The organism is Pseudoalteromonas sp. Of7M-16 (genome assembly GCF_022347805.1).
In the GTDB taxonomy this organism is placed as follows: Bacteria; Pseudomonadota; Gammaproteobacteria; order Enterobacterales; family Alteromonadaceae; genus Pseudoalteromonas; species Pseudoalteromonas luteoviolacea_F.
In genome coordinates this window covers 75,477-93,386 of the sequence record NZ_JAKRFY010000020.1, presented here as the reverse complement: position 1 = coordinate 93,386, position 17,910 = coordinate 75,477, and the positions used below count along the sequence as shown (strand labels likewise).

Genomic DNA, 17,910 nt, shown 5'->3' with positions numbered 1-17,910 from the left:
AAGTAATTGAATGACCTAGGTGCATCTCACGGCATCGTTGGCTAACTTATATACTAGGATGCACACGCTTTTAGTCCACTCAGTTAGCATGCTCTTTTTTGGCATGCTAAAAACAAAGTCTAACTTTATAATTATTTAGGTTTTGCTGATTGTAATAAAAAAGGGCTACAATCGGACTTTATAATAATTAATAAAAAGTTCCGATCAATGTCTATTAGAGTAAAAGTTGCTTCCACCCCGGTTGAGCTCAACCATGTTTATCAACTCAGATATCAGGTATATGTAGAAGAGTACGCATACATGCAGGCCAACCCGCAACGTATTATTATGGATATGTTTGACGGTATGCCTGATAGTTATAATATCATCGCATATGATGGCGAAACGCCAGTGGGTACCATACGTGTTGTTATAGATGGTGCTCTGCAATTGCCAGCCGACCAAATGTACGACTTTAATCAATACCGTAGCCAACTGATCTTGCAGAATCACTCTCAAAATTTACCTCCGCCGTTATTAGCGAATTCTGGCATGTTTGCTATTGACGCTAATTGGCGAAACCGTCGTGACTTATTTAGAGCGTTATTTAAATTGAGCTGTGATATCGGTGAATCCCGAGGTGTGACAGATATTATTACTACTGCCAATATAGAAACGCTTGCTATATACAAAAGAATGGGTCTAAAAGCACTTGGTGCGAAAATCCAACATGAGCATATTTCGGTTTCTATGATACCTATGCATTGCTCTATGCAGCAGATCACCCAATGGGCTTTCGGTGGGCCAAGAGCTCGTACTAAACTGACAGAGTTATTTTCTGAGAGTTTCGAATATTTACTGGTCAGTGCAGGTACGCCAATCTTTAATGCGTCAGAAGAGAATGCTGAAGAAGCGTACCTGATAAGTAGTGGCGCGATAAGTATTGCAATGGACAGAGCAGATCAACAACAGCAGTTTGACTTAGCTACATTGACCGCAGGTGAACTGTTCGGTGAATCTTGCCTTTTTGATGAACAGGGGCGTACAGTCAATGCCGCTGCTATAGTCAATACCGACCTTCTAGTGCTAAAGAAGGATAATTTTTGGCAAAAGGTAAATAAAGATCCAAGCTATATGAAAACTATCCTTAAAGTTATGGAACAGAAACTACGGGATGTGGGGCGCAGGGCACTTATATATGCCCATGCATCACAAGAAGAAAGACTGGAGTTTTTTTTGGATCAGCTGTCAAAGACAGCCAAGCCTATGTTGAAAAAGCCGCATCAGCGAGTAGTTAGAATGGGAGGACACGCATTCTCGGTCATTTCGGGTGTTGAACGGGATGAAAGTCAAGCATTCCTTGAACAACGAGCACTAACAGGCAATATTGGATTAACAGATAAGAGCATTATTTTCTACAGTGAGGCAAGCTCATGAAAGACAACGAGGCCAGTTCAACCGCTTTTACCGTCGCCCAAGGCATTTTGTTTGCAGCAAAAACCTCAAAATACAGCGATTTGGTAGATGAGCAAGTCATCTCTGTATCTCGCCAAATCTTACAAGGTAGTGAGCAAGGTAAGCATAGACTAAAGCAGCTTGACAGCTGGTGGTTTTGTAAACTTGCCAAAGTCAGAGAGCGCCTGCTACTGCCGGGCATATCACTACATTATGTTTTGCGTAAACGTCATATCGAGCAGTTAACATTAAAAGCCTTATCTGAGGGGGTAACTCAAGTTGTTGTGCTGGGGGCTGGGTTTGATTCACTGTGTTGGCGCTTGCAGCAGGCATTTGTTGACGTTAATTTTATCGAAATTGACCACCCAGCCACGCAGTTGCAAAAAGTGAAAGCGTTAGAAGAAGATACGCTTGATAGCTCGAACATGCACTTTTTGGCTGTAGACTTTGAACGTCAACAGCTAAAAACAGCACTATCTGAATTTAAAGGTTTTAGCCCAGAAAAACGAACACTGTTTATCTGCGAAGGTGTTTTGATGTATTTAAATCAGCAGGACGTAGACACCGTCTTTGAATCAATTCGGGCATTAACTGGAAGCGGTACTCAATTTGTCTTTTCGACACTGGAGCCTAGAGAAAGCTCCAAAAATACAGTTCCCAAGCTACTTTATCGTCACCTTGAAAAACTCGGTGAACCGATTATTTGGGATATCGACAGCAGTCAAATGCAGGCTTATTTACAAAAGCACCAATGTCAGCTTCACTCTATAGCAGGCGGTGCAGAGCTAGTAGAGCAACAGATAAAGGAAAAATTGAATCAAAAAATGTATCAAGGCGAGTATTTTGTTCACTGCTCTTTTTGATTAAGTCGACCGCTGATTTAGTCAGTGGTCAGGTTTTTTCAACGGTTGTATCGCTTACTCTTTGATGGCAGCCCAAAATAGTTTGAGGCGGTGTATTTTTGTTGGTTTCATGCCTATTCTCAGTTCCACAACACCCTAATTAACTCTCTTTTCAGAGTACTTCTTCTTGTGCTCTGGCGAGATGTGTCATTGCTTTGAACGAATGAGTCAGTTTATTCTATTCACGGAGGGAAAAATGAAAATAGATAAGTTTAATCAAATCATATTGCGCGAATTGTCCAAAGATGGTCGCCTGTCAAACGTAGAGCTTGCGGAAAAAATAGGGCTTTCTCCCTCTGCGTGTTTAAGACGTGTTCAAGATCTGGAATCACAAGGGCTGATCAAAGGATATCGTGCGGTGTTGGATTCAGAAAAACTTGGAACAGGATTCATAGCGTATGTTGGTGTTGGACTGAGGGAGCATTCAACCGAGTCTCAAAAATCGTTTGAGCTTGCGATTGAACTGGCCAGTGCAGTAAAAGAGTGTCATAACGTCACCGGTGAGTTTGAATATTTACTGCGAGTAGAAACAACAGACTTAAATGCTTATAAAGCTTTTCATGCCGATGTACTTGGATCTATTCCACAAGTTCGAACTATTACGACGCACGTCGTCATGGAATCGACAAAAGACGAAAGGGCCTAAAACGAGTTCTTAATAAATTGGAGAGTTTGTTCGTCTAATAAATCTAACCATAGTGAAAATCAAAAAAGGAATTTTATGGCATCTTACCCACGAGTTTTGTTTATAGCTCCATTTGCGTTTTTAATGGCTATAAGTACAAGTAGCAATGCAAATGAAGATAAATCAATAAATGCTAAAGTTCTGATGATGGAAAATGGACTAAGAGATTCAGTCCTCAACAAGTCCAATCCGACAACATGGTCTTTATCTCAGCGTATGGCTCATTTTAATGTACCGGGTGTGTCAATTGCGGTGATAGACAATTACAAAGTTGTCTTTGCTAAGGGTTATGGTGTAAAAGAAGTCGGTACAGTACAACCTGTTGATGAAAATACAGTGTTTTCTGTTGGCTCGTTAAGTAAAGTTGCAACAGCGGCAGCAGCACTCAACTTAACATCCCAAAAACAGATAGAATTGGATACGGACATCAACACCTACCTAAAGCAGTGGCGGGTTCCTGAAAGCCAATTTACAAATAAAGATAAGGTTACTCTGAGAGGGATCTTGTCTCATACGGCGGGGCTTTCTCTATGGGGCTTCCCTGATTTTAACCCTCACGAAGACACACCGACTGTATTAGACACGCTAAAAGGGACAGGACTTTCCCGAACCAAGCCTGTACGCACGTTTTATCAACCAGGAACAAGCTGGCGTTATTCTGGCGGCGGCACCACGATTGTTCAGCTGTTATTTGAAGATGTTTTAAATCAGCCTTTTGAAACAGCCAGCGAAGATTTACTGTTTAAGCCACTTAACATGACTCGTTCTACTTTCGAAAACCCTTTACCCAAAGCATTTGGCAATATTGCAAAAGCACATGATGCATCTGGACGATTAGAAGCAAAACCGCGCGGGTGGCATACCTTTCCAGAAATGGCGGCATCAGGCCTTTGGAGCACACCAAGCGACTATGCTCATTTGATGATCGCACTGATGCAAAGTTATCAAGGCAAACATACTTATCTAGAACACGATTTAGCGCAACAAATGATGACTGAAGTTGGATTCGGCAAGTTTGGATTAGGCCCAAAAATGTCAGGAGCTGGGGAGTTAAGGCGCTTTCGTCACGGAGGCTCAAATCAATCATACAAAGCTTGGATGGAAGGTCATTTAAATCTAGGAACTGGGCTGGTGATATTCACCAATGGGAGTAACGGCGATAACTTGTACGAAGAAATAAGAAGAGCTGTTGCCGATGCCTTCGACTGGCCGTTTTACAGACCATTCTATCGCTATGAGCCTGCTATTAACGCTAAGTGGCTTAGCCAATTTACGGGTCCATTCACTGTGTCGAGAGATAAATATACAGCGTTGGAAAGGGGCTTTATCAGTGCAGATGAACCTCGGCCAAAAACAAGGCATTTCTCGCTTAAAAATAACACGCTTTATGTCGGTGAGCGTGCGTTGGCGCCAATAGCCCCCAATCAATTTGTACTTCAAGGTGATGATGCAGAAGAGCAAACCTATGTCGAGTTTATACAAAATACGCAAGGGCGATTCGAGACTGTAATTATAAGAGAGGGTGCTAACAGTGTTGTTGCCAAAAAGGAAATGGCAAAGAAACTTTAATAACCAAACAGGATTTAAGGCGCTAACGCCGTAAACGACTTTGAGTGCTCTGTGTTTTATATCCACAGCTGAACGTTTTTCAGATTTGTTTGATGGGTCCAATCAAATCTGAACAGCATTTATAGTTAAAACCCATAAACTAGTGAGATCCCAGCTCTGCAGGAGTTTGGCCTTAGACCTTTACGCCCTTTTGCTGTCTTGGACACAAATATAAGGGGGCCTATACCTGAACAGGGCAATTTAACCTTTGTGCCAAGCGTAGAAAATTTTGTGCAGTTTCATCAAGACGCTAGATTTAAAAAAGCTAGGCCGATCCGTGATGAAGGGATGGAGTTTTTAACCGATGGAAACCTATTTGAATCTATTGAAGAACAAATAACATTGGATTCAAATTCAGACTACGCATTGATTCTATCTAGCAATCAAATTGCTAAAAGCGCATCATTATTTGAACTAAATCTCAGCCAAAATAGCCCTAGCCAACGATTTAAAGGTCAGTTATTAAGATTGTGCCCTTGGAGTGAAGATACTGAGGGCTTGTTACGTGCAGTTACCAACGAAGCAATAGTATTAAAGATCCGTTTTTTTCCTGAAAGCAGCTAATAACGTAAGCTCGAAGAAATGCTTTAATAAACTCGCTCATAACTGTTGGATAGAATAGTTATGAGCGAAAATACCTTTGTGATTACAGCGCTTCTAAAATTACTTCAGCTTTACTGATCTCAAAAGTTTTTGGTGCTTCAACGTTCAACTGAGTAACTACACCGTTTTCAACGATCATAGCGTAGCGTTGAGAGCGCACACCGCCAAAGCTTGCCGTGTCCATATCTAGGCCCAGCGCTTGCGTGAAACTTGCATCGCCGTCTCCAAGCATTAAAATTTTATCTGCGTTTTGCGCATCACCCCAAGCTTTCATCACAAAAGCGTCATTGACTGAAACACAAATGATGCTGTCGACACCTTTAGCTTTGATTTTGTCTGCCAGTGCAACAAATCCTGGTAAATGTGCTTGCGAGCAAGTTGGTGTGAAAGCACCTGGCACTGCAAAAACAACGACTTTTTTGTTTGCAAAAAGCGCTTCAGACGTATGGTTTTGCATGCCATCAGCTGTTAACTCAGTTAATACCGACTCTGGAATGCTTTGTCCTTGTTCAATCATTGGTTTTTCTCTTTTAGATTAGAATGCTTGCAAGTGTAGTATGTAAAATGGCATATAAAAACCGATAATTATTAGGGTTATTAAAGTGGCCTCAAGATGAGGGTCTGTAGACCACTTTAATCATTACCCTATGATGTTTTTATTATATCACTGCTGTTTATACGCATCGTTGTGCACATTTGCGGCGCGACCCGACGGATCCGCATTGTTTTCAAAACTCTCGTCCCAAGCTAGTGCTTCAGGAGTAGAGCAGGCGACAGACTTGCCATGAGGTACACACTTAGCTGCAGCTTCTCCAGGAAAGTGCTCTTCAAAAATGGTCCGATAGAAATACGCTTCTTTGCTATCCGGGGTGTTAATTGCAAAGCGATAGTGTGCATTGGCCATATCTTGATCAGATACTTGGGCCTCGGCATAGTCACGAAGCGAATCTATCCATGAGTAACCTACACCATCCGAAAACTGTTCTTTTTGACGCCATAAAACATCATCGGGAATGTAACCACTAAACCCTTCACGAATAACATGCTTTTCTATTCGACCGTCTTTACACATTTTGTATTCAGGGTTGGTGCGCATGGCGATATCAACAAACTCTTTATCTAGAAATGGCACTCTTGCCTCAACGCCCCAAGCGGCCATCGATTTGTTCGCACGCAGACAATCAAACATGTGTAATTTAGAGACTTTTCGGTTAAGCTCATCATGAAACTCTTTACTATTTGGGGCCTTATGAAAGTAAAGGTATCCACCAAATAGTTCATCTGCGCCTTCACCGGATAGCACCATCTTGATACCCATAGCTTTGATATACCTTGCCATCAAATACATAGGCGTGGATGCGCGAATGGTTGTAACATCATAGGTCTCTAAGTGATAAACCACTTCTTTCAAGGCATCTAACCCTTGTCGCACTGTAAAATGAATAGGGTGGTGAATTGTGCCTATTTGATCCGCTACTTTTTGTGCAGCTGCTAGATCTGGTGAGCCTTCTAGACCAATTGAAAATGAGTGAAGTTTAGGCCACCAAGCATCACTGGCGTCATTATCTTCGATACGCTTTGCGGCAAATTGTTGGGTTATAGCTGAGATAACTGAGGAATCTAGCCCGCCGGAAAGTAATACGCCATATGGTACATCACACATCAGCTGCCTTTTTACTGCAGCCTCCAAACCATTTTTGACATCAAGGGCGCTTGCTGAGTTGTTTTTCACCGCATCAAAACTTTGCCAATCTCTTTGGTAATATTTGTGATAAGAACCTTCTTTGGAATACAAATAGTGTCCTGGGGGAAACTCCTCGATGTGATTACATATAGGTGTAAGCGCTTTCATTTCACTGGCAACGTAGAAGTTACCGTGCTGATCCCGGCCCGTGTACAAAGGTATAATACCGATATGGTCACGACCGATTAAATAAGCATCTTGTTCTTCGTCATACAGACAAAATGCAAATATGCCATTTAAATCATCTAAAAACTCAGGCCCTTTTTGTTTGTATAAGGCTAAAATGACTTCGCAATCAGACTTTGTTTGAAACTCAAACGGGACTTCCAATTGCTCTGCAAGTGTCTTGTGGTTGTATATTTCACCATTTACTGCAAGTACGTGGGTTTTCTCTGGGTTGTACAAGGGTTGAGCGCCACTGGCAACTCCAACAATAGCGAGTCGCTCATGCACTAAAATTGCTTTTTCGCTAGAGTATACACCGGACCAGTCAGGCCCTCGGTGTCTTAATTTTTTCGACATTTCGATAGCTTGCGCTCGTAACTTATCAGCCGAGCCTTGGATTTCTAAAACACCAAATATTGAACACATAGTACCCTCATTCCTGTTGCGCCCGTTACCTGTTAGCCGTCGGCCACGGGCTAATCACTGTCATAAATATAGTTATTTTTGTATAAAACTAAGTCTATAACTAACAGAAAATTATGATGAAGTCACACGGAAAATACTAAATATCGTTGGGGGGAAGGGTGTAAATTTTGGTGCATTTCTGCACCAAAATATTGCAAGATATTAGTGAGTTGTTCCTGCCGCTATGGCTAAATCCTGATCATGGCTTAAAGCCGAGGCAATCATGGATTTTAGCGCTGCAATGACGGTTGACTCAGCCATACTGGGTGCACCGCTATGGTGCACTGCTTGCTCAGGCAAATATGGAATATGGATAAAGCCACCTTTTAAATTGGCTTTGTGTGTTTCTATGTAATGACATAGACCATACATGACATGATTACATACATAGGTACCGGCAGTATTGGAAATACTCGCTGGGATCTGCGCTTCATGCAGGTCCCAAAGCATATGTTTTATCGGTAACTTTGCAAATACCGCCGCTGGACCGTCTTTAACAACTGGCGTATCGATAGGCTGGTGGCCTGCATTGTCTTTAATTCTTGCATCATTAATGTTTATCGCAATACGTTCAATTGTAATATCGCAGCGACCGCCTGCTTGGCCAACACATAATACGAGGTTTGGTTCATGCAGTGCGATATTGTTGTAAAGTGATTCCAAAGAGGTGTCAAACTCACAAGGAAGTTCTCGCGTTACGACTAAATGACCTTCGATAATAAGGCCTTCTAACTTCTGAACCGCTTGCCATGAAGGGTTAATTGCTTCGCCACCAAAAGGTTCAAATCCAGTGATTAACACGGTAGGGTGATTAGGTTTAGTCATTAAAAATAACCCCATACATTAAAAAGATATTGATGATTAATAGAGCGATCGCAGTTGGTATTTGCACCTTGATCACCTGATATTTGTCTTTTAAATCGAGTAGTGCGGCTGGGATAATATTAAAATTAGCAGCCATTGGCGTCATTAACGTGCCGCAGTAACCGGAGTACATACCAATCGCTACCAGTGGCGCAGGACTGGCGCCATGTCCTTGAATCAAGAATGGTACAGCAATACCCGCTGTCATGACTGGGAAAGCCGCAAACGCGTTGCCCATGACCATAGTAAATAAAGCCATACCGACACAGTAAAGTACAACGAGCATAAAACGGTTATCCGGAGATATAAACAGGGTTACAATATCCTGTATCGCAGTGCCAGTATTTGCCACGATGAAAACGCCGCCCAGCATGGCCAGCATCTGTGGTAAAATTGCTGCCCACCCGATTGAGTCTACAAGGCGTCTAGATTCGCCTATCGCCTGAATAGGGCTACCTGAAGTGAACTTCCATGCAACCAATAAAGCACCGCCACAAGCAAGTGTTAGCGACGCCAATGTTAAATGGTTTTGGTCAAATAAATAGGTCCCACCAATATTAATACCACCTAAAAAAAGTGTACAAACCACAGTTATAACGGGGATAAGTACAGCTGGAATAAACAGCTTATTGCCGATCGTCTGAGCGCTTTTGTCTAGCTCTTCTTCGCTTGGGGTATAGTATGTGCCCATTGAAACCTTGCCCATACCAGCCAATAGGGCGATGGCGATAACACTGACTCCCACCCACTGGTAAGTTAGCGTTTCACCAATGAGCGAAATTGATAAATCACCAAACAAAAATACGTTGCCAAAGAGCATCCAAAATAGGGCTGTTGTGAGGCGTTTTGGGTGTTGCTTGTCTTGTAGAGTTTTAACAACTAAAAACAGAACCAAAAAGCCGATGAGTAAATAGATATTGTCAATAGAGAGTATTGCAGGTTGTTCTGAGTGTGTAGATTGGCTTACTGCGCTCATGCTAACTCCTCAGTACTAACGGATTTGTTTTGTTGCTGCTTGATCTCAGCAATTTTGTTGCAAATTTTTGCTTCGAGGCGAGCAAGACGGAAAAGGTGTACGATTAATGCAAAAATTGCAGTGGGTATGGCCCAAAGACCAATGTGTAATGGCTCGATACCTTGGATCCCATTTTCTTTTAAAAATGCATCCATTAATAAAACGGCTCCAAAAGCAATAAATATGTCTTCGCCAAAAAATACGGCAATGTTGTCACATGCGGCTGAATGTGCGCTGATCATGTCTTTGACTTCTTTGGGAAGTTCGCCATGAATATTTGCAGCAGCACCCAATGCCATGGGTGCTAGCAAGGGCCTAACGGTTTGAGCTTGACCAGCTAAGCTAAGCAGACCCAAGGCTGCCGAAGACTCACGCACCACGAAGTACACGCTAAGAATTCTCGCGGTAGTGGCTCCTTTTATATTGGCAATCCAATTTTTTGCGCGATTTTGCAGCCCGTAGCGCTCCAAAATTGCAATAACAGGCAAAATCAACAAGAAACTAGCCAGTTGTCGGGAGTTCATAAACTTTTCACCAAAGGTGGCTAGCAGTTCAGCAAAATTCAAGTCAACTGCCCAGCCGGTGATTAATCCTGCCGCAGTGACTACTAATAAAGGGTTAAACCGCAGGGCAAAGCCGACTACGACAACCAATATCCCGGTTAACGGGAGCAAGTTTAGTTCAGTCATATATTTTTCTTATCATGATGTAGCACAGCAATTTTCAATTGTGCTAGGTGTTGTTGTTGTTGGTCTAATGCTTGTTGAGCTTGCTGTCTATTTACGATTTGAAATTGACAGCGTGCTCCTGCATGCAATTGGCCTAAATGACGTAAATCAGCTTCAATTACATGAGCGATAATTGGGTATCCCCCTGTTGTTTGGCAGTCATTAAGCAATACGATAGGTTGGCCATTGGGTGGTAATTGAATCACACCAGGACTTACTGCTTGGCTAGTAATACTTAGGTTGTGGCTCATATCAATATCACTTGCGACTCTTAACCCCATGCGATTACTGTTTGGCTGTACTTGCCATTGTTGGTTGTACAAACGCTGTTGATTGTCTTTGGGTAACAAATCGATGTGTGGCCCTGGAATAACGCGAATTGTGTTCACATAATCTGGCAGAGCAGCGCCAATGGAACCGAGCGGGTCAAACTGAGTGTAGGGCAGTACGTCACCGTCTTGCAAAGCCCTGCCGCTGAGGCCACCAAATCCCGCTTGTACATCTGTTGCCAACGAATTCATCACCGGGGTGACTTCATTGAACCCACCTTGAACCGCAAAGTAAGCACGCAAACCATTTTTGCTCGACGCAAAAGTTAATGTGTCGTTAGCTTCAGCGTAATATCGCCACCCTGTGGCTACGCTTTTTCCATTAAGTTTTGCACCAAGCTCCGCACCAGTGATCGAAAAGTTGGTTGGACGGTCAAACTTAAACTTACATAAGCCGACGGTTATCTCAATAACAGCGGTATCTGGGGAGTTATTAAGGAGTATGTTAGCGCTTTTAGCTGCTAGTGTGTCTATCACGCCAGCTTGTGACACGCCTAAATGTCTGAAACCACTTCTTCCTAAATCTTGTATGCACGTTTGAATACCAGATTTTAAGATTGTTAGCATATTCCCTCCGTGCTTGGTATGAACTTTACAACATCTCCTGGTTGCAAAATACTTGGTGATTCTAATTGATGATTAAACAAAACGGTGTCTGTGTGACCGATAAGTCGCCATCCTCCTGGTGATTCACTCGGATAAACTGCCGTAAGGTCTTGTGCTATCGCCACTGAACCCGGCGGCACGTGTGTTCTAGGTGTATCAAGGCGAGGTAAATGTAGTTTTGGGTTTAGATCCCCCAAATAGGCAAAGCCAGGTAAAAATCCTAAGAATTTGACTTGATAACTTTGTTCACTGTGTAGCTCAACCACTTGAGATGGGTTCAAGCCGGTTAGAGATGCGACGGAATCTAGGTCTGGTCCGTCACTTTTTCCATAGCGTGTGATGATTTGGTGAACAGTTGGTTGAAATGCCTCTGGTTCAATGTCTTCCCAAGCCTCTCTTAGTCTATCTAACCAGTATTCTGGATCTTGAGAGTGCATTAAGTAGCCTGTGATGGTCGTTTTGGCCGGTACGATATCTATGAAGACTTTTTGTTCACGCATCCAAGCGTGTAACGCAAACAATTTATTTTGTTGGTGTTGCGAAAGATTAGTCTGAAATATTTCTAAAACGAGTGCACGCTCGCCCAGAATATAGGTCTTGTTGTTTGTCATTATGTTGTCTTTATAATAATTTGAAACACGACTTTTTTATTATTTATAGTGTTGTCATTACAGGTGCTGTTGCGTGTTTAATATACATAGTAATAGTGTGGGAGGCCACATAAATAGAAATAAGAAAAAGGCCATGCAATGCATGGCCTTTTTATTGGAGGGGTTAGTTACCGCTCAATAACCATTCACTAAGAATACGGACGCCGTATCCAGTGCCACCGGCAGGAACTTCATCTTTGGTTTTTTTAGAGATTGCATTGCCCGCGATATCAATGTGAACCCAGCGTGTATCGCCAACAAACTGTTGTAAGAAGGTCGCTGCTGTAGTCGCACCTGGACCGTAAGAGCCAATATTAGTTAGATCTGCTATGTCAGAATTTAGCGCGTCTTTATATCCAAGAGGCAGACGCCAAACTTGCTCGTTAACTGTTTGACCTGCGATCGTAAACTCTTTAACAAGCTCATCGTCTTCTGAGAAAATGGCCGAGTAGTTATTACCAACTGCACGGATTTTAGAACCAGTTAACGTTGCAAGATCAATCATAATTTCTGGTTTGTAGTACTGACGTGCATACCATAGCGCATCACTTAAAATAAGTCGGCCTTCAGCATCTGTGTTAAGTACTTCAACACTTAAGCCTTCAGCTGTACGCAGAACATCGCCAGGCGCGAAAGAGTTTTCAGATACCATGTTGGCAGCCATTGGCATCACTGCAACCACGTTTACATCTGCTTTTGCTTTGGCCATCGCTTTAACTGTACCAAGTACGGCAGCTGCACCAGCCATATCAACTTTCATTAGCGCGATTGACTTACCAGTTTTAACGTTATAGCCACCGGAATCAAAAGTAATGCCTTTGCCTACAAGCGCGATTGGTGTGTCGTTGTTACCTTTGTAATGTGCAATTACAAGTCTTGAGCCTTGTGCACTGCCGCGACCGACAGCTTCAAGGGCGCCCATTCCAAGCTCTTTAATTTCAGCTGGCTCTAATACTTTTACTTCAACACCATATTGCTCAAGCTGTTTTGCAGCCTTTGCAAAATCGACTGGTGTCATTTCAGAAGCAATTTCAGAAGTTAAGTCACGAGCAAGAAACACACCTGATTGAATATGCTCAAGCGGGATGTATTCTTTGGCAGCTTTGCGTTTACTGTCTACATCTATGCTGTAGCTAATATTAAAGTTATTTGGTTCTTTTTTATAAACTTCAAAAGTGTGGTCACGTAAGTTAATACCGTGAGCAAGCTGAGCAGCTAGCTGAGAGTTATTAATTTCACCATCAAAGTCTTCAAAAGCAACAGCAACACTTGCGGACTTTTTATCTTCCAACTTTGCGTGCAGATTGCCGCCAAGTTTAGTCATTTTACTTGCGTTTAGTTCATCTTCTTTGCCTAAACCCACAACGATGATGCGCTTATAGTCAGAGGATACAGGCGCTAGCACTTCAACGGTTTTTCCAAATTTGCCTTGAAAGCCTTCACTTTCTAACGCTCTGTCTAATTGCGCTCTAGTCGGCTTGTCTAAAAATTTGAAAGCAGCTTTTTTGTCTTCTGCTTTGAAAATTACGAGTGACTCAGCGTTTTCAAGCTTAGATGTGAATTGGATGTCCGCAGCTTGGGCTGAAATTGAAGCACCAAGTGCAACTGCGATCGCTGAAAGGCGAGAGATAAAAGACATTTTTAAAAATCCTCTGGATATTGCGTGCCAACGTTTTACCCTATTTTCAATGGCATATTAATCTAATGTCGTTGAACTGCTTGGATTCTAGGGTGAGTTGCAATTGCAAAGGGTGTGGTATCAGTGTAGCAAGTTGGTGCACAAGGTGTTATTGCGTTTAACTTTCTTGGTAAAGCAAGATTATTTGTATAAGGCGAGTGGTGCAGCAATGACGAAGTTTTTACTAACATTGAACAAGTTTGCCAGCTTGTTATGCAAAATTTTGAAATTGTTTTATTCGAAGCTCGGTCCAAATGGATAGATAATTATTAAAGGAGCACTTACGTGAAGAAGCAGCTTAACTTTACTTTGTTACTCGGTCTGTTTTCAGCTATTTCTTTCGCCGCTGATATGCCGAAACCTGAGATGGATAATGCAAGTGTAAATATCAAAACACTTGTATTAGGATCTGGCTGCTTTTGGGGCCCAGAAAAGCGCTACGAAGCAATGATTGGCGTGATTGATGCGGAATCAGGGTATGCCGATGGTAGGGGCTTTAAAGCCACCTATAAAAATATAATCAGTCCTCGTCGTCGTTATGATGAAAATAACTACGCTGAAGTGGTTAAGGTGACGTATAACGCAAACTTACTGTCCACTGAGTCATTAATTAAGTCTTATTTTGAAAGCCATGACCCGACTCAAAAAAACAGACAAGGTAATGATGTAGGAACACAATACCGTTCCATCATTTTATTCGATACAGAGAACCAAGCAAAAGTGGCCCATCAGCTCAAAGGGGAGTATCAGCATTTGCTGCAAAAAGCAGGATATGGTGATATCCAAACAAAGATCAAGCCGCTTGAAAAATTTGTGTCTGCCGAGGAATATCACCAAAATTATTTGGCGAAAAACCCTAATGGGTATTGCCCTGATCATAGTACGGGTGTGACTTTTGACAAAGTGGATCAAAAGAAAGTGAGTAACGCTGCGCTTTTAAGAGGTAAACATATAGTAGTGTTAGATTCAAAAAGCTATTGCCCCTACTGCGAAAAGTTTAAAAGTACAGTTGTAAATGATTATAAGGGCTCAATTCCATTACATTACAGATTTGCGGACCAACTGCAAGGCATTGACATTATGTCTGCTACTTGGGCGACGCCAACTATTTTACTTATTGAAAATGGAAAAGAGGTTGCTGGATATCAAGGCTTTATGAATCGAGAAACCTTTTACAAGGTACTGGGAGCGTTTAAGCTTGGCAAAACAGAAGCTTACAAAATTGCCTTTCAAAAAGGCACTGAACGTCCATTTTGCAAGCAATATGATATTTTCAAAAACACAGGAGAGGGCGTTTTTGTTGACAAGCTCAGTGGTGCACATTTGTTTGATACCAAAGATCGCTTTAACTCGGGCACAGGGTGGTTGTCTTTCAAGTATCCAGTCAAAGGAAGCGTCACCTACCATCAAGATTTAAGTCACGGTATGGTACGAACAGAAATCAGATCCAAGTCGACGGGTATCCACCTTGGTCATGTATTTAAGAATGAAGGACCGAGAGGCACGGATAGGTATTGCATCAATGCGACTGTTCTAGATTTTATTCCTAGCCAAGAGCTTGTGAACTGAAATTGAGCTACATACTTAGCTGTTTAAAACACTAATATCGGTCATCGTTGCACATCATGTCGAAACCGTCATTGAGGGCTTGCCCCGCAATCCATGTTTTAGATGAATTTGAAGGAGATATAACTTTAAGATCCTAAATGGACCCTGAAGTAAATTCAGGGTGACGGGTTTTGGGGTGGCCAGTTTGTGAGGCGGTGGCTTTGTGAGGCGGTGGACTTGTAGGCTCACACTTCATGATTTAATGCCGCCCTTGTTTTGCAACAAATCGATACCTTGTTTTGCAACAAATCGGTACCTTGATTGCTGCTCAACAAGTCAATACCGTCGTTTTTACTCAACACATCCATACCGTCATCGTTGCACATCATGTCGAAACCGTCATTGCGGGCTTGCCCCGCAATCCATGTTTTAGGTGAGTTTGAGGGAACTACAACTTTAAGATCCAAAATGGACCCTGAAATAAATTCAGGGTGACGGGTTGTTGGAGGTGATAGGTTTTTGGTCGACTGGTTTGTGGGAATACGGCTTTATTCTCTCCCACCTTATGTTGAAAACAATTCTCATTACAATTTAACGTGTAATGTTGTTCCTATTATGTTTATAATCTTGCTCCCACAACTCTAATTAGCTAAGGACAGGAGCATAAGTTTGTACTCTTTTCTAATGGTGCTATTGATAGGCATCGGTACACTTCTTTTATATTTATCAAATAGACATCAACGACTTTTGGATAAGCCTTTAGCAAAACCAATGCAAAAGGTGGGGTATGCGTTTGCGGCCATAGCTATCGTTATTGGTGCATATTACTTTGTTGGCTCGGCTGGATTTTTTATCTGGCTTCTGATGTTAATGGTCGCACTATTTTCACTGCCTTTACTTATGCTCTGTCTTAATAGGAAGTAAAATCCATGACTCAACATAATAAAATTCAACCCCATTGGTGGAGTAAAACATTTGCGGGAGTGATCGGTGGGTTTTTCTTAACGCTTGGGCTTGTCGGTATTTTTGCGTGGTTGGGGCCAACGGGGTTAACTGAGCAGATCACAGAAGAACAAAGGCTTTGGAAAACGCAATTTAACATGTGGATCATAACGCCAATTTGGCTTTTAATCCTGTGTTTTGTTTATATGTTTAAAACTGGGCGTCAGGCATGGTTGTACTTAGGTGTTAGTGCTGTTATTTCCAACGCTATTGTCTATGTATTAAGGAGCCAATTATGAAAATTAGAAGCGATATTCTAAGGACATATCAATCACTGCATACATGGACTGGGATCACCGCCGGGTTGTTACTTTTCATTGGATTCTTTGCAGGCTCACTGACGATGTTTAGTGATACAATTAACGATTGGGCTACGCCTCCAAATTACCAATTGGATCAGGTTCATTCAGATAAACACGAGTTGTTACTTAAACAAGTGTTATCACAAAACCCGGATTCACTCAAAGCTGTCACGGTTAGTTATGATGAAAATAGCTCCCCAATTCACTGGTATGGACAAGGTTCTGCTCGCGGCTTTTCAATGGATGACCAAATCTGGCATGGTACGTTGAATGAGCAAGGTGAGTTGGTAGCGGAGTTACGACATGTCAATGAGTTATCAATGTTAATAGATTACTTGCATCGTTCAGCTGGGATTATCGGAGAGATTGGACACGATCAAGCTGGTGTGTATGTGCTAGGTATTGCCGCATTTTTGTATTTTCTTGCTCTCGTGTCAGGTGTTATTTTTCTCTTACCGAGCTTAGTAAAAAGCTTTTTTGCGCTTCGCAAAGAAAAGGGAGCAAATCGCTTTTGGCTAGACTCACACAACTTAGTTGGTATCGCGAGCTTACCTTTTCATATCATTATTGCGATCACCGTGGTTGTTTTTTCATTTCATGACTTGTTTTACGGCGGATTAAGCCAAGTATATGGAGACAAACCCATGTTTGGTGGTGGTGAAAAACATGAAGAGGTTCGATACGATATTCGAGAACTTGCGACATTAACTGAAATAAAACAAACCATTCATGACTATGCACCAGGCTATGAAGTAAATAGCATCAGGTTAAGCGGGTTGTCATCGGCCCACCCGTCTGCAAGCATATCTATCATAAGCGATAGAACTTTGATGCGTGGCCCTCACAATGACTATGTTTTTTTGAATCCATTTACGCTAGAAATTGACTCCAGCACCGTGAGGAATGAAAGTGGTGAGCAAAGTATATGGGCTGCCGTTGTCACGAGCTTTTTTGGACTTCACTTTGGGAGCTACGGTGGTGAACTTGGTCGATGGTTATATTTCGTTATGGGCTTAGGCGGTGCATTTTTGTTTTATAGCGGTAACTTGATATGGCTAGAGAAGCGACGCAAAAAGCAGTCATTAAAGCAAAGTCGTTCAAGCCACTTTATGGCTAATCTGACTATAGGTGTATCTTTGGGTTGCGCTATAGGTATTGCAGGCGTATTTGCAGCAAGCAAATGGCTAACGTTAACCAGTTGGAACATCAACATAGCCTATATGTGGGTTTATTATTTGTTGTTTTTTGTAACACTGGCTGGTGCATTTGTTTATGGTGCTGCAAGGTTTAGCATATTGAGTTTACAGATTTTAGCTGTTCTGTGTTTGATCATACCGACAAATTCTGTGATAGCGTTTGTACTCCCTTCAATTGGTATTTGGGCGCCAGACTCTCTTGGTGATCTAGGGATTGAACTTGGCGCAGTAGGTTTTGCTTTAGCTTCATTGTATGCCCTGAAACATGCAAAACGCCGTGTATATCACGGTGAAGAGAACAGCATTTGGTATTGCTCTAAACTCAGCAAAAAAGAGGTTGTTGAAAGCTTCAGCTAATGTATAAGTGGTCAGTTGAGTGCTGACCA

General features: G+C 42.1%; 17 protein-coding genes. 8 read left to right on the top strand and 9 right to left on the bottom strand.

All coding sequences use genetic code 11. The annotated features are described in order from the left end of the window. Nucleotides 1–207 precede the first annotated feature (207 nt). From MHN81_RS19305 to MHN81_RS19285, 5 genes are all read left to right on the top strand, one after another. Complete coding sequence (locus MHN81_RS19305) at nucleotides 208–1,416, top strand: cyclic nucleotide-binding domain-containing protein (protein ID WP_023397521.1); 1,209 nt, start codon at nucleotides 208–210, stop codon at nucleotides 1,414–1,416. Next, nucleotides 1,413–2,297, top strand: coding sequence for an SAM-dependent methyltransferase (locus MHN81_RS19300; RefSeq protein ID WP_023397522.1), 885 nt, complete (start codon nucleotides 1,413–1,415; stop codon nucleotides 2,295–2,297). The genes MHN81_RS19305 and MHN81_RS19300 overlap by 4 nt, the downstream gene beginning before the upstream one ends. A gap of 235 nt (nucleotides 2,298–2,532) precedes the next feature. Then, nucleotides 2,533–2,982, top strand: coding sequence for an Lrp/AsnC family transcriptional regulator (locus tag MHN81_RS19295; protein ID WP_023397523.1), 450 nt, complete (start codon nucleotides 2,533–2,535; stop codon nucleotides 2,980–2,982). A gap of 75 nt (nucleotides 2,983–3,057) precedes the next feature. After that, nucleotides 3,058–4,590 carry a serine hydrolase domain-containing protein gene (locus MHN81_RS19290; protein ID WP_023397524.1) on the top strand — a complete coding sequence of 511 codons (1,533 nt, stop codon included), beginning with the start codon at nucleotides 3,058–3,060 and terminating at the stop codon, nucleotides 4,588–4,590. 270 nt (nucleotides 4,591–4,860) lie between these two features. Further along, nucleotides 4,861–5,193, top strand: coding sequence for a hypothetical protein (locus tag MHN81_RS19285; RefSeq protein ID WP_155250708.1), 333 nt, complete (start codon nucleotides 4,861–4,863; stop codon nucleotides 5,191–5,193). An 82-nt stretch (nucleotides 5,194–5,275) separates the two neighbouring features. On the opposite strand, the gene MHN81_RS19280 is transcribed toward MHN81_RS19285, so the two are convergent. The 8 genes from MHN81_RS19280 to MHN81_RS19245 form a co-directional block, all read right to left on the bottom strand. Beyond that, nucleotides 5,276–5,749, bottom strand: a complete 474-nt coding sequence (locus MHN81_RS19280; protein WP_239426455.1) for a peroxiredoxin — start codon at nucleotides 5,747–5,749, stop codon at nucleotides 5,276–5,278. 147 nt (nucleotides 5,750–5,896) lie between these two features. Beyond that, nucleotides 5,897–7,567: an asparagine synthase B gene (asnB, locus tag MHN81_RS19275; protein ID WP_239426454.1), complete on the bottom strand. Its 1,671-nt coding sequence runs from the start codon at nucleotides 7,565–7,567 to the stop codon at nucleotides 5,897–5,899. Between the two features lie 201 nt (nucleotides 7,568–7,768). After that, on the bottom strand, nucleotides 7,769–8,431 hold the full coding sequence (gene pcp / locus MHN81_RS19270; protein ID WP_239426453.1) for a pyroglutamyl-peptidase I: 663 nt from the start codon (nucleotides 8,429–8,431) through the stop codon (nucleotides 7,769–7,771). Beyond that, entirely contained in the window at nucleotides 8,424–9,446 is a 1,023-nt protein-coding gene (locus MHN81_RS19265; RefSeq protein ID WP_239426452.1) for a DUF979 domain-containing protein, read from the bottom strand. The genes pcp and MHN81_RS19265 overlap by 8 nt, the downstream gene beginning before the upstream one ends. Further along, nucleotides 9,443–10,174, bottom strand: coding sequence for a DUF969 domain-containing protein (locus tag MHN81_RS19260; protein ID WP_023397530.1), 732 nt, complete (start codon nucleotides 10,172–10,174; stop codon nucleotides 9,443–9,445). The genes MHN81_RS19265 and MHN81_RS19260 overlap by 4 nt, the downstream gene beginning before the upstream one ends. After that, nucleotides 10,171–11,109, bottom strand: coding sequence for a biotin-dependent carboxyltransferase family protein (locus MHN81_RS19255; RefSeq protein ID WP_239426451.1), 939 nt, complete (start codon nucleotides 11,107–11,109; stop codon nucleotides 10,171–10,173). The genes MHN81_RS19260 and MHN81_RS19255 overlap by 4 nt, the downstream gene beginning before the upstream one ends. Next, on the bottom strand, nucleotides 11,103–11,759 hold the full coding sequence (pxpB, locus tag MHN81_RS19250) for a 5-oxoprolinase subunit PxpB (RefSeq protein ID WP_023397532.1): 657 nt from the start codon (nucleotides 11,757–11,759) through the stop codon (nucleotides 11,103–11,105). The genes MHN81_RS19255 and pxpB overlap by 7 nt, the downstream gene beginning before the upstream one ends. Before the next feature lie 163 nt (nucleotides 11,760–11,922). Then, nucleotides 11,923–13,437: a leucyl aminopeptidase gene (locus MHN81_RS19245; RefSeq protein WP_023397533.1), complete on the bottom strand. Its 1,515-nt coding sequence runs from the start codon at nucleotides 13,435–13,437 to the stop codon at nucleotides 11,923–11,925. A gap of 390 nt (nucleotides 13,438–13,827) precedes the next feature. Between MHN81_RS19245 and msrA the strand changes: the two genes are divergently transcribed. Further along, nucleotides 13,828–15,045, top strand: a complete 1,218-nt coding sequence (msrA, locus tag MHN81_RS19240) for a peptide-methionine (S)-S-oxide reductase MsrA (RefSeq protein WP_155250710.1) — start codon at nucleotides 13,828–13,830, stop codon at nucleotides 15,043–15,045. 224 nt (nucleotides 15,046–15,269) lie between these two features. On the opposite strand, the gene MHN81_RS19235 is transcribed toward msrA, so the two are convergent. Continuing rightward, nucleotides 15,270–15,491 carry a hypothetical protein gene (locus tag MHN81_RS19235; RefSeq protein WP_239426450.1) on the bottom strand — a complete coding sequence of 74 codons (222 nt, stop codon included), beginning with the start codon at nucleotides 15,489–15,491 and terminating at the stop codon, nucleotides 15,270–15,272. A 462-nt stretch (nucleotides 15,492–15,953) separates the two neighbouring features. On the opposite strand from MHN81_RS19235, the gene MHN81_RS19230 reads away from it, so the two are divergent. Both MHN81_RS19230 and MHN81_RS19225 read left to right on the top strand, forming a co-directional pair. Continuing rightward, entirely contained in the window at nucleotides 15,954–16,265 is a 312-nt protein-coding gene (locus MHN81_RS19230; protein ID WP_023397535.1) for a hypothetical protein, read from the top strand. After that, nucleotides 16,262–17,881 carry a PepSY-associated TM helix domain-containing protein gene (locus MHN81_RS19225; protein WP_239426449.1) on the top strand — a complete coding sequence of 540 codons (1,620 nt, stop codon included), beginning with the start codon at nucleotides 16,262–16,264 and terminating at the stop codon, nucleotides 17,879–17,881. Before MHN81_RS19230 ends, MHN81_RS19225 begins: the two co-directional genes overlap by 4 nt. The last annotated feature ends 29 nt before the right edge of the window (nucleotides 17,882–17,910 follow it).

Excerpts from the sequence above, each read along its gene's own strand:
- MHN81_RS19295 (WP_023397523.1), top strand. The coding sequence starts at position 2,533 with ATGAAAATAGATAAGTTTAATCAAATCATATTGCGCGAATTGTCCAAA.
- asnB (WP_239426454.1), bottom strand. The coding sequence starts at position 7,567 with ATGTGTTCAATATTTGGTGTTTTAGAAATCCAAGGCTCGGCTGATAAG.
- MHN81_RS19305 (WP_023397521.1), top strand. The coding sequence starts at position 208 with ATGTCTATTAGAGTAAAAGTTGCTTCCACCCCGGTTGAGCTCAACCAT.
- pxpB (WP_023397532.1), bottom strand. The coding sequence starts at position 11,759 with ATGACAAACAACAAGACCTATATTCTGGGCGAGCGTGCACTCGTTTTA.
- MHN81_RS19255 (WP_239426451.1), bottom strand. The coding sequence starts at position 11,109 with ATGCTAACAATCTTAAAATCTGGTATTCAAACGTGCATACAAGATTTA.
- MHN81_RS19265 (WP_239426452.1), bottom strand. The coding sequence starts at position 9,446 with ATGAGCGCAGTAAGCCAATCTACACACTCAGAACAACCTGCAATACTC.
- MHN81_RS19300 (WP_023397522.1), top strand. The coding sequence starts at position 1,413 with ATGAAAGACAACGAGGCCAGTTCAACCGCTTTTACCGTCGCCCAAGGC.
- MHN81_RS19245 (WP_023397533.1), bottom strand. The coding sequence starts at position 13,437 with ATGTCTTTTATCTCTCGCCTTTCAGCGATCGCAGTTGCACTTGGTGCT.
- msrA (WP_155250710.1), top strand. The coding sequence starts at position 13,828 with ATGCCGAAACCTGAGATGGATAATGCAAGTGTAAATATCAAAACACTT.
- MHN81_RS19280 (WP_239426455.1), bottom strand. The coding sequence starts at position 5,749 with ATGATTGAACAAGGACAAAGCATTCCAGAGTCGGTATTAACTGAGTTA.
- MHN81_RS19225 (WP_239426449.1), top strand. The coding sequence starts at position 16,262 with ATGAAAATTAGAAGCGATATTCTAAGGACATATCAATCACTGCATACA.
- MHN81_RS19290 (WP_023397524.1), top strand. The coding sequence starts at position 3,058 with ATGGCATCTTACCCACGAGTTTTGTTTATAGCTCCATTTGCGTTTTTA.
- MHN81_RS19230 (WP_023397535.1), top strand. The coding sequence starts at position 15,954 with ATGACTCAACATAATAAAATTCAACCCCATTGGTGGAGTAAAACATTT.
- MHN81_RS19260 (WP_023397530.1), bottom strand. The coding sequence starts at position 10,174 with ATGACTGAACTAAACTTGCTCCCGTTAACCGGGATATTGGTTGTCGTA.
- pcp (WP_239426453.1), bottom strand. The coding sequence starts at position 8,431 with ATGACTAAACCTAATCACCCTACCGTGTTAATCACTGGATTTGAACCT.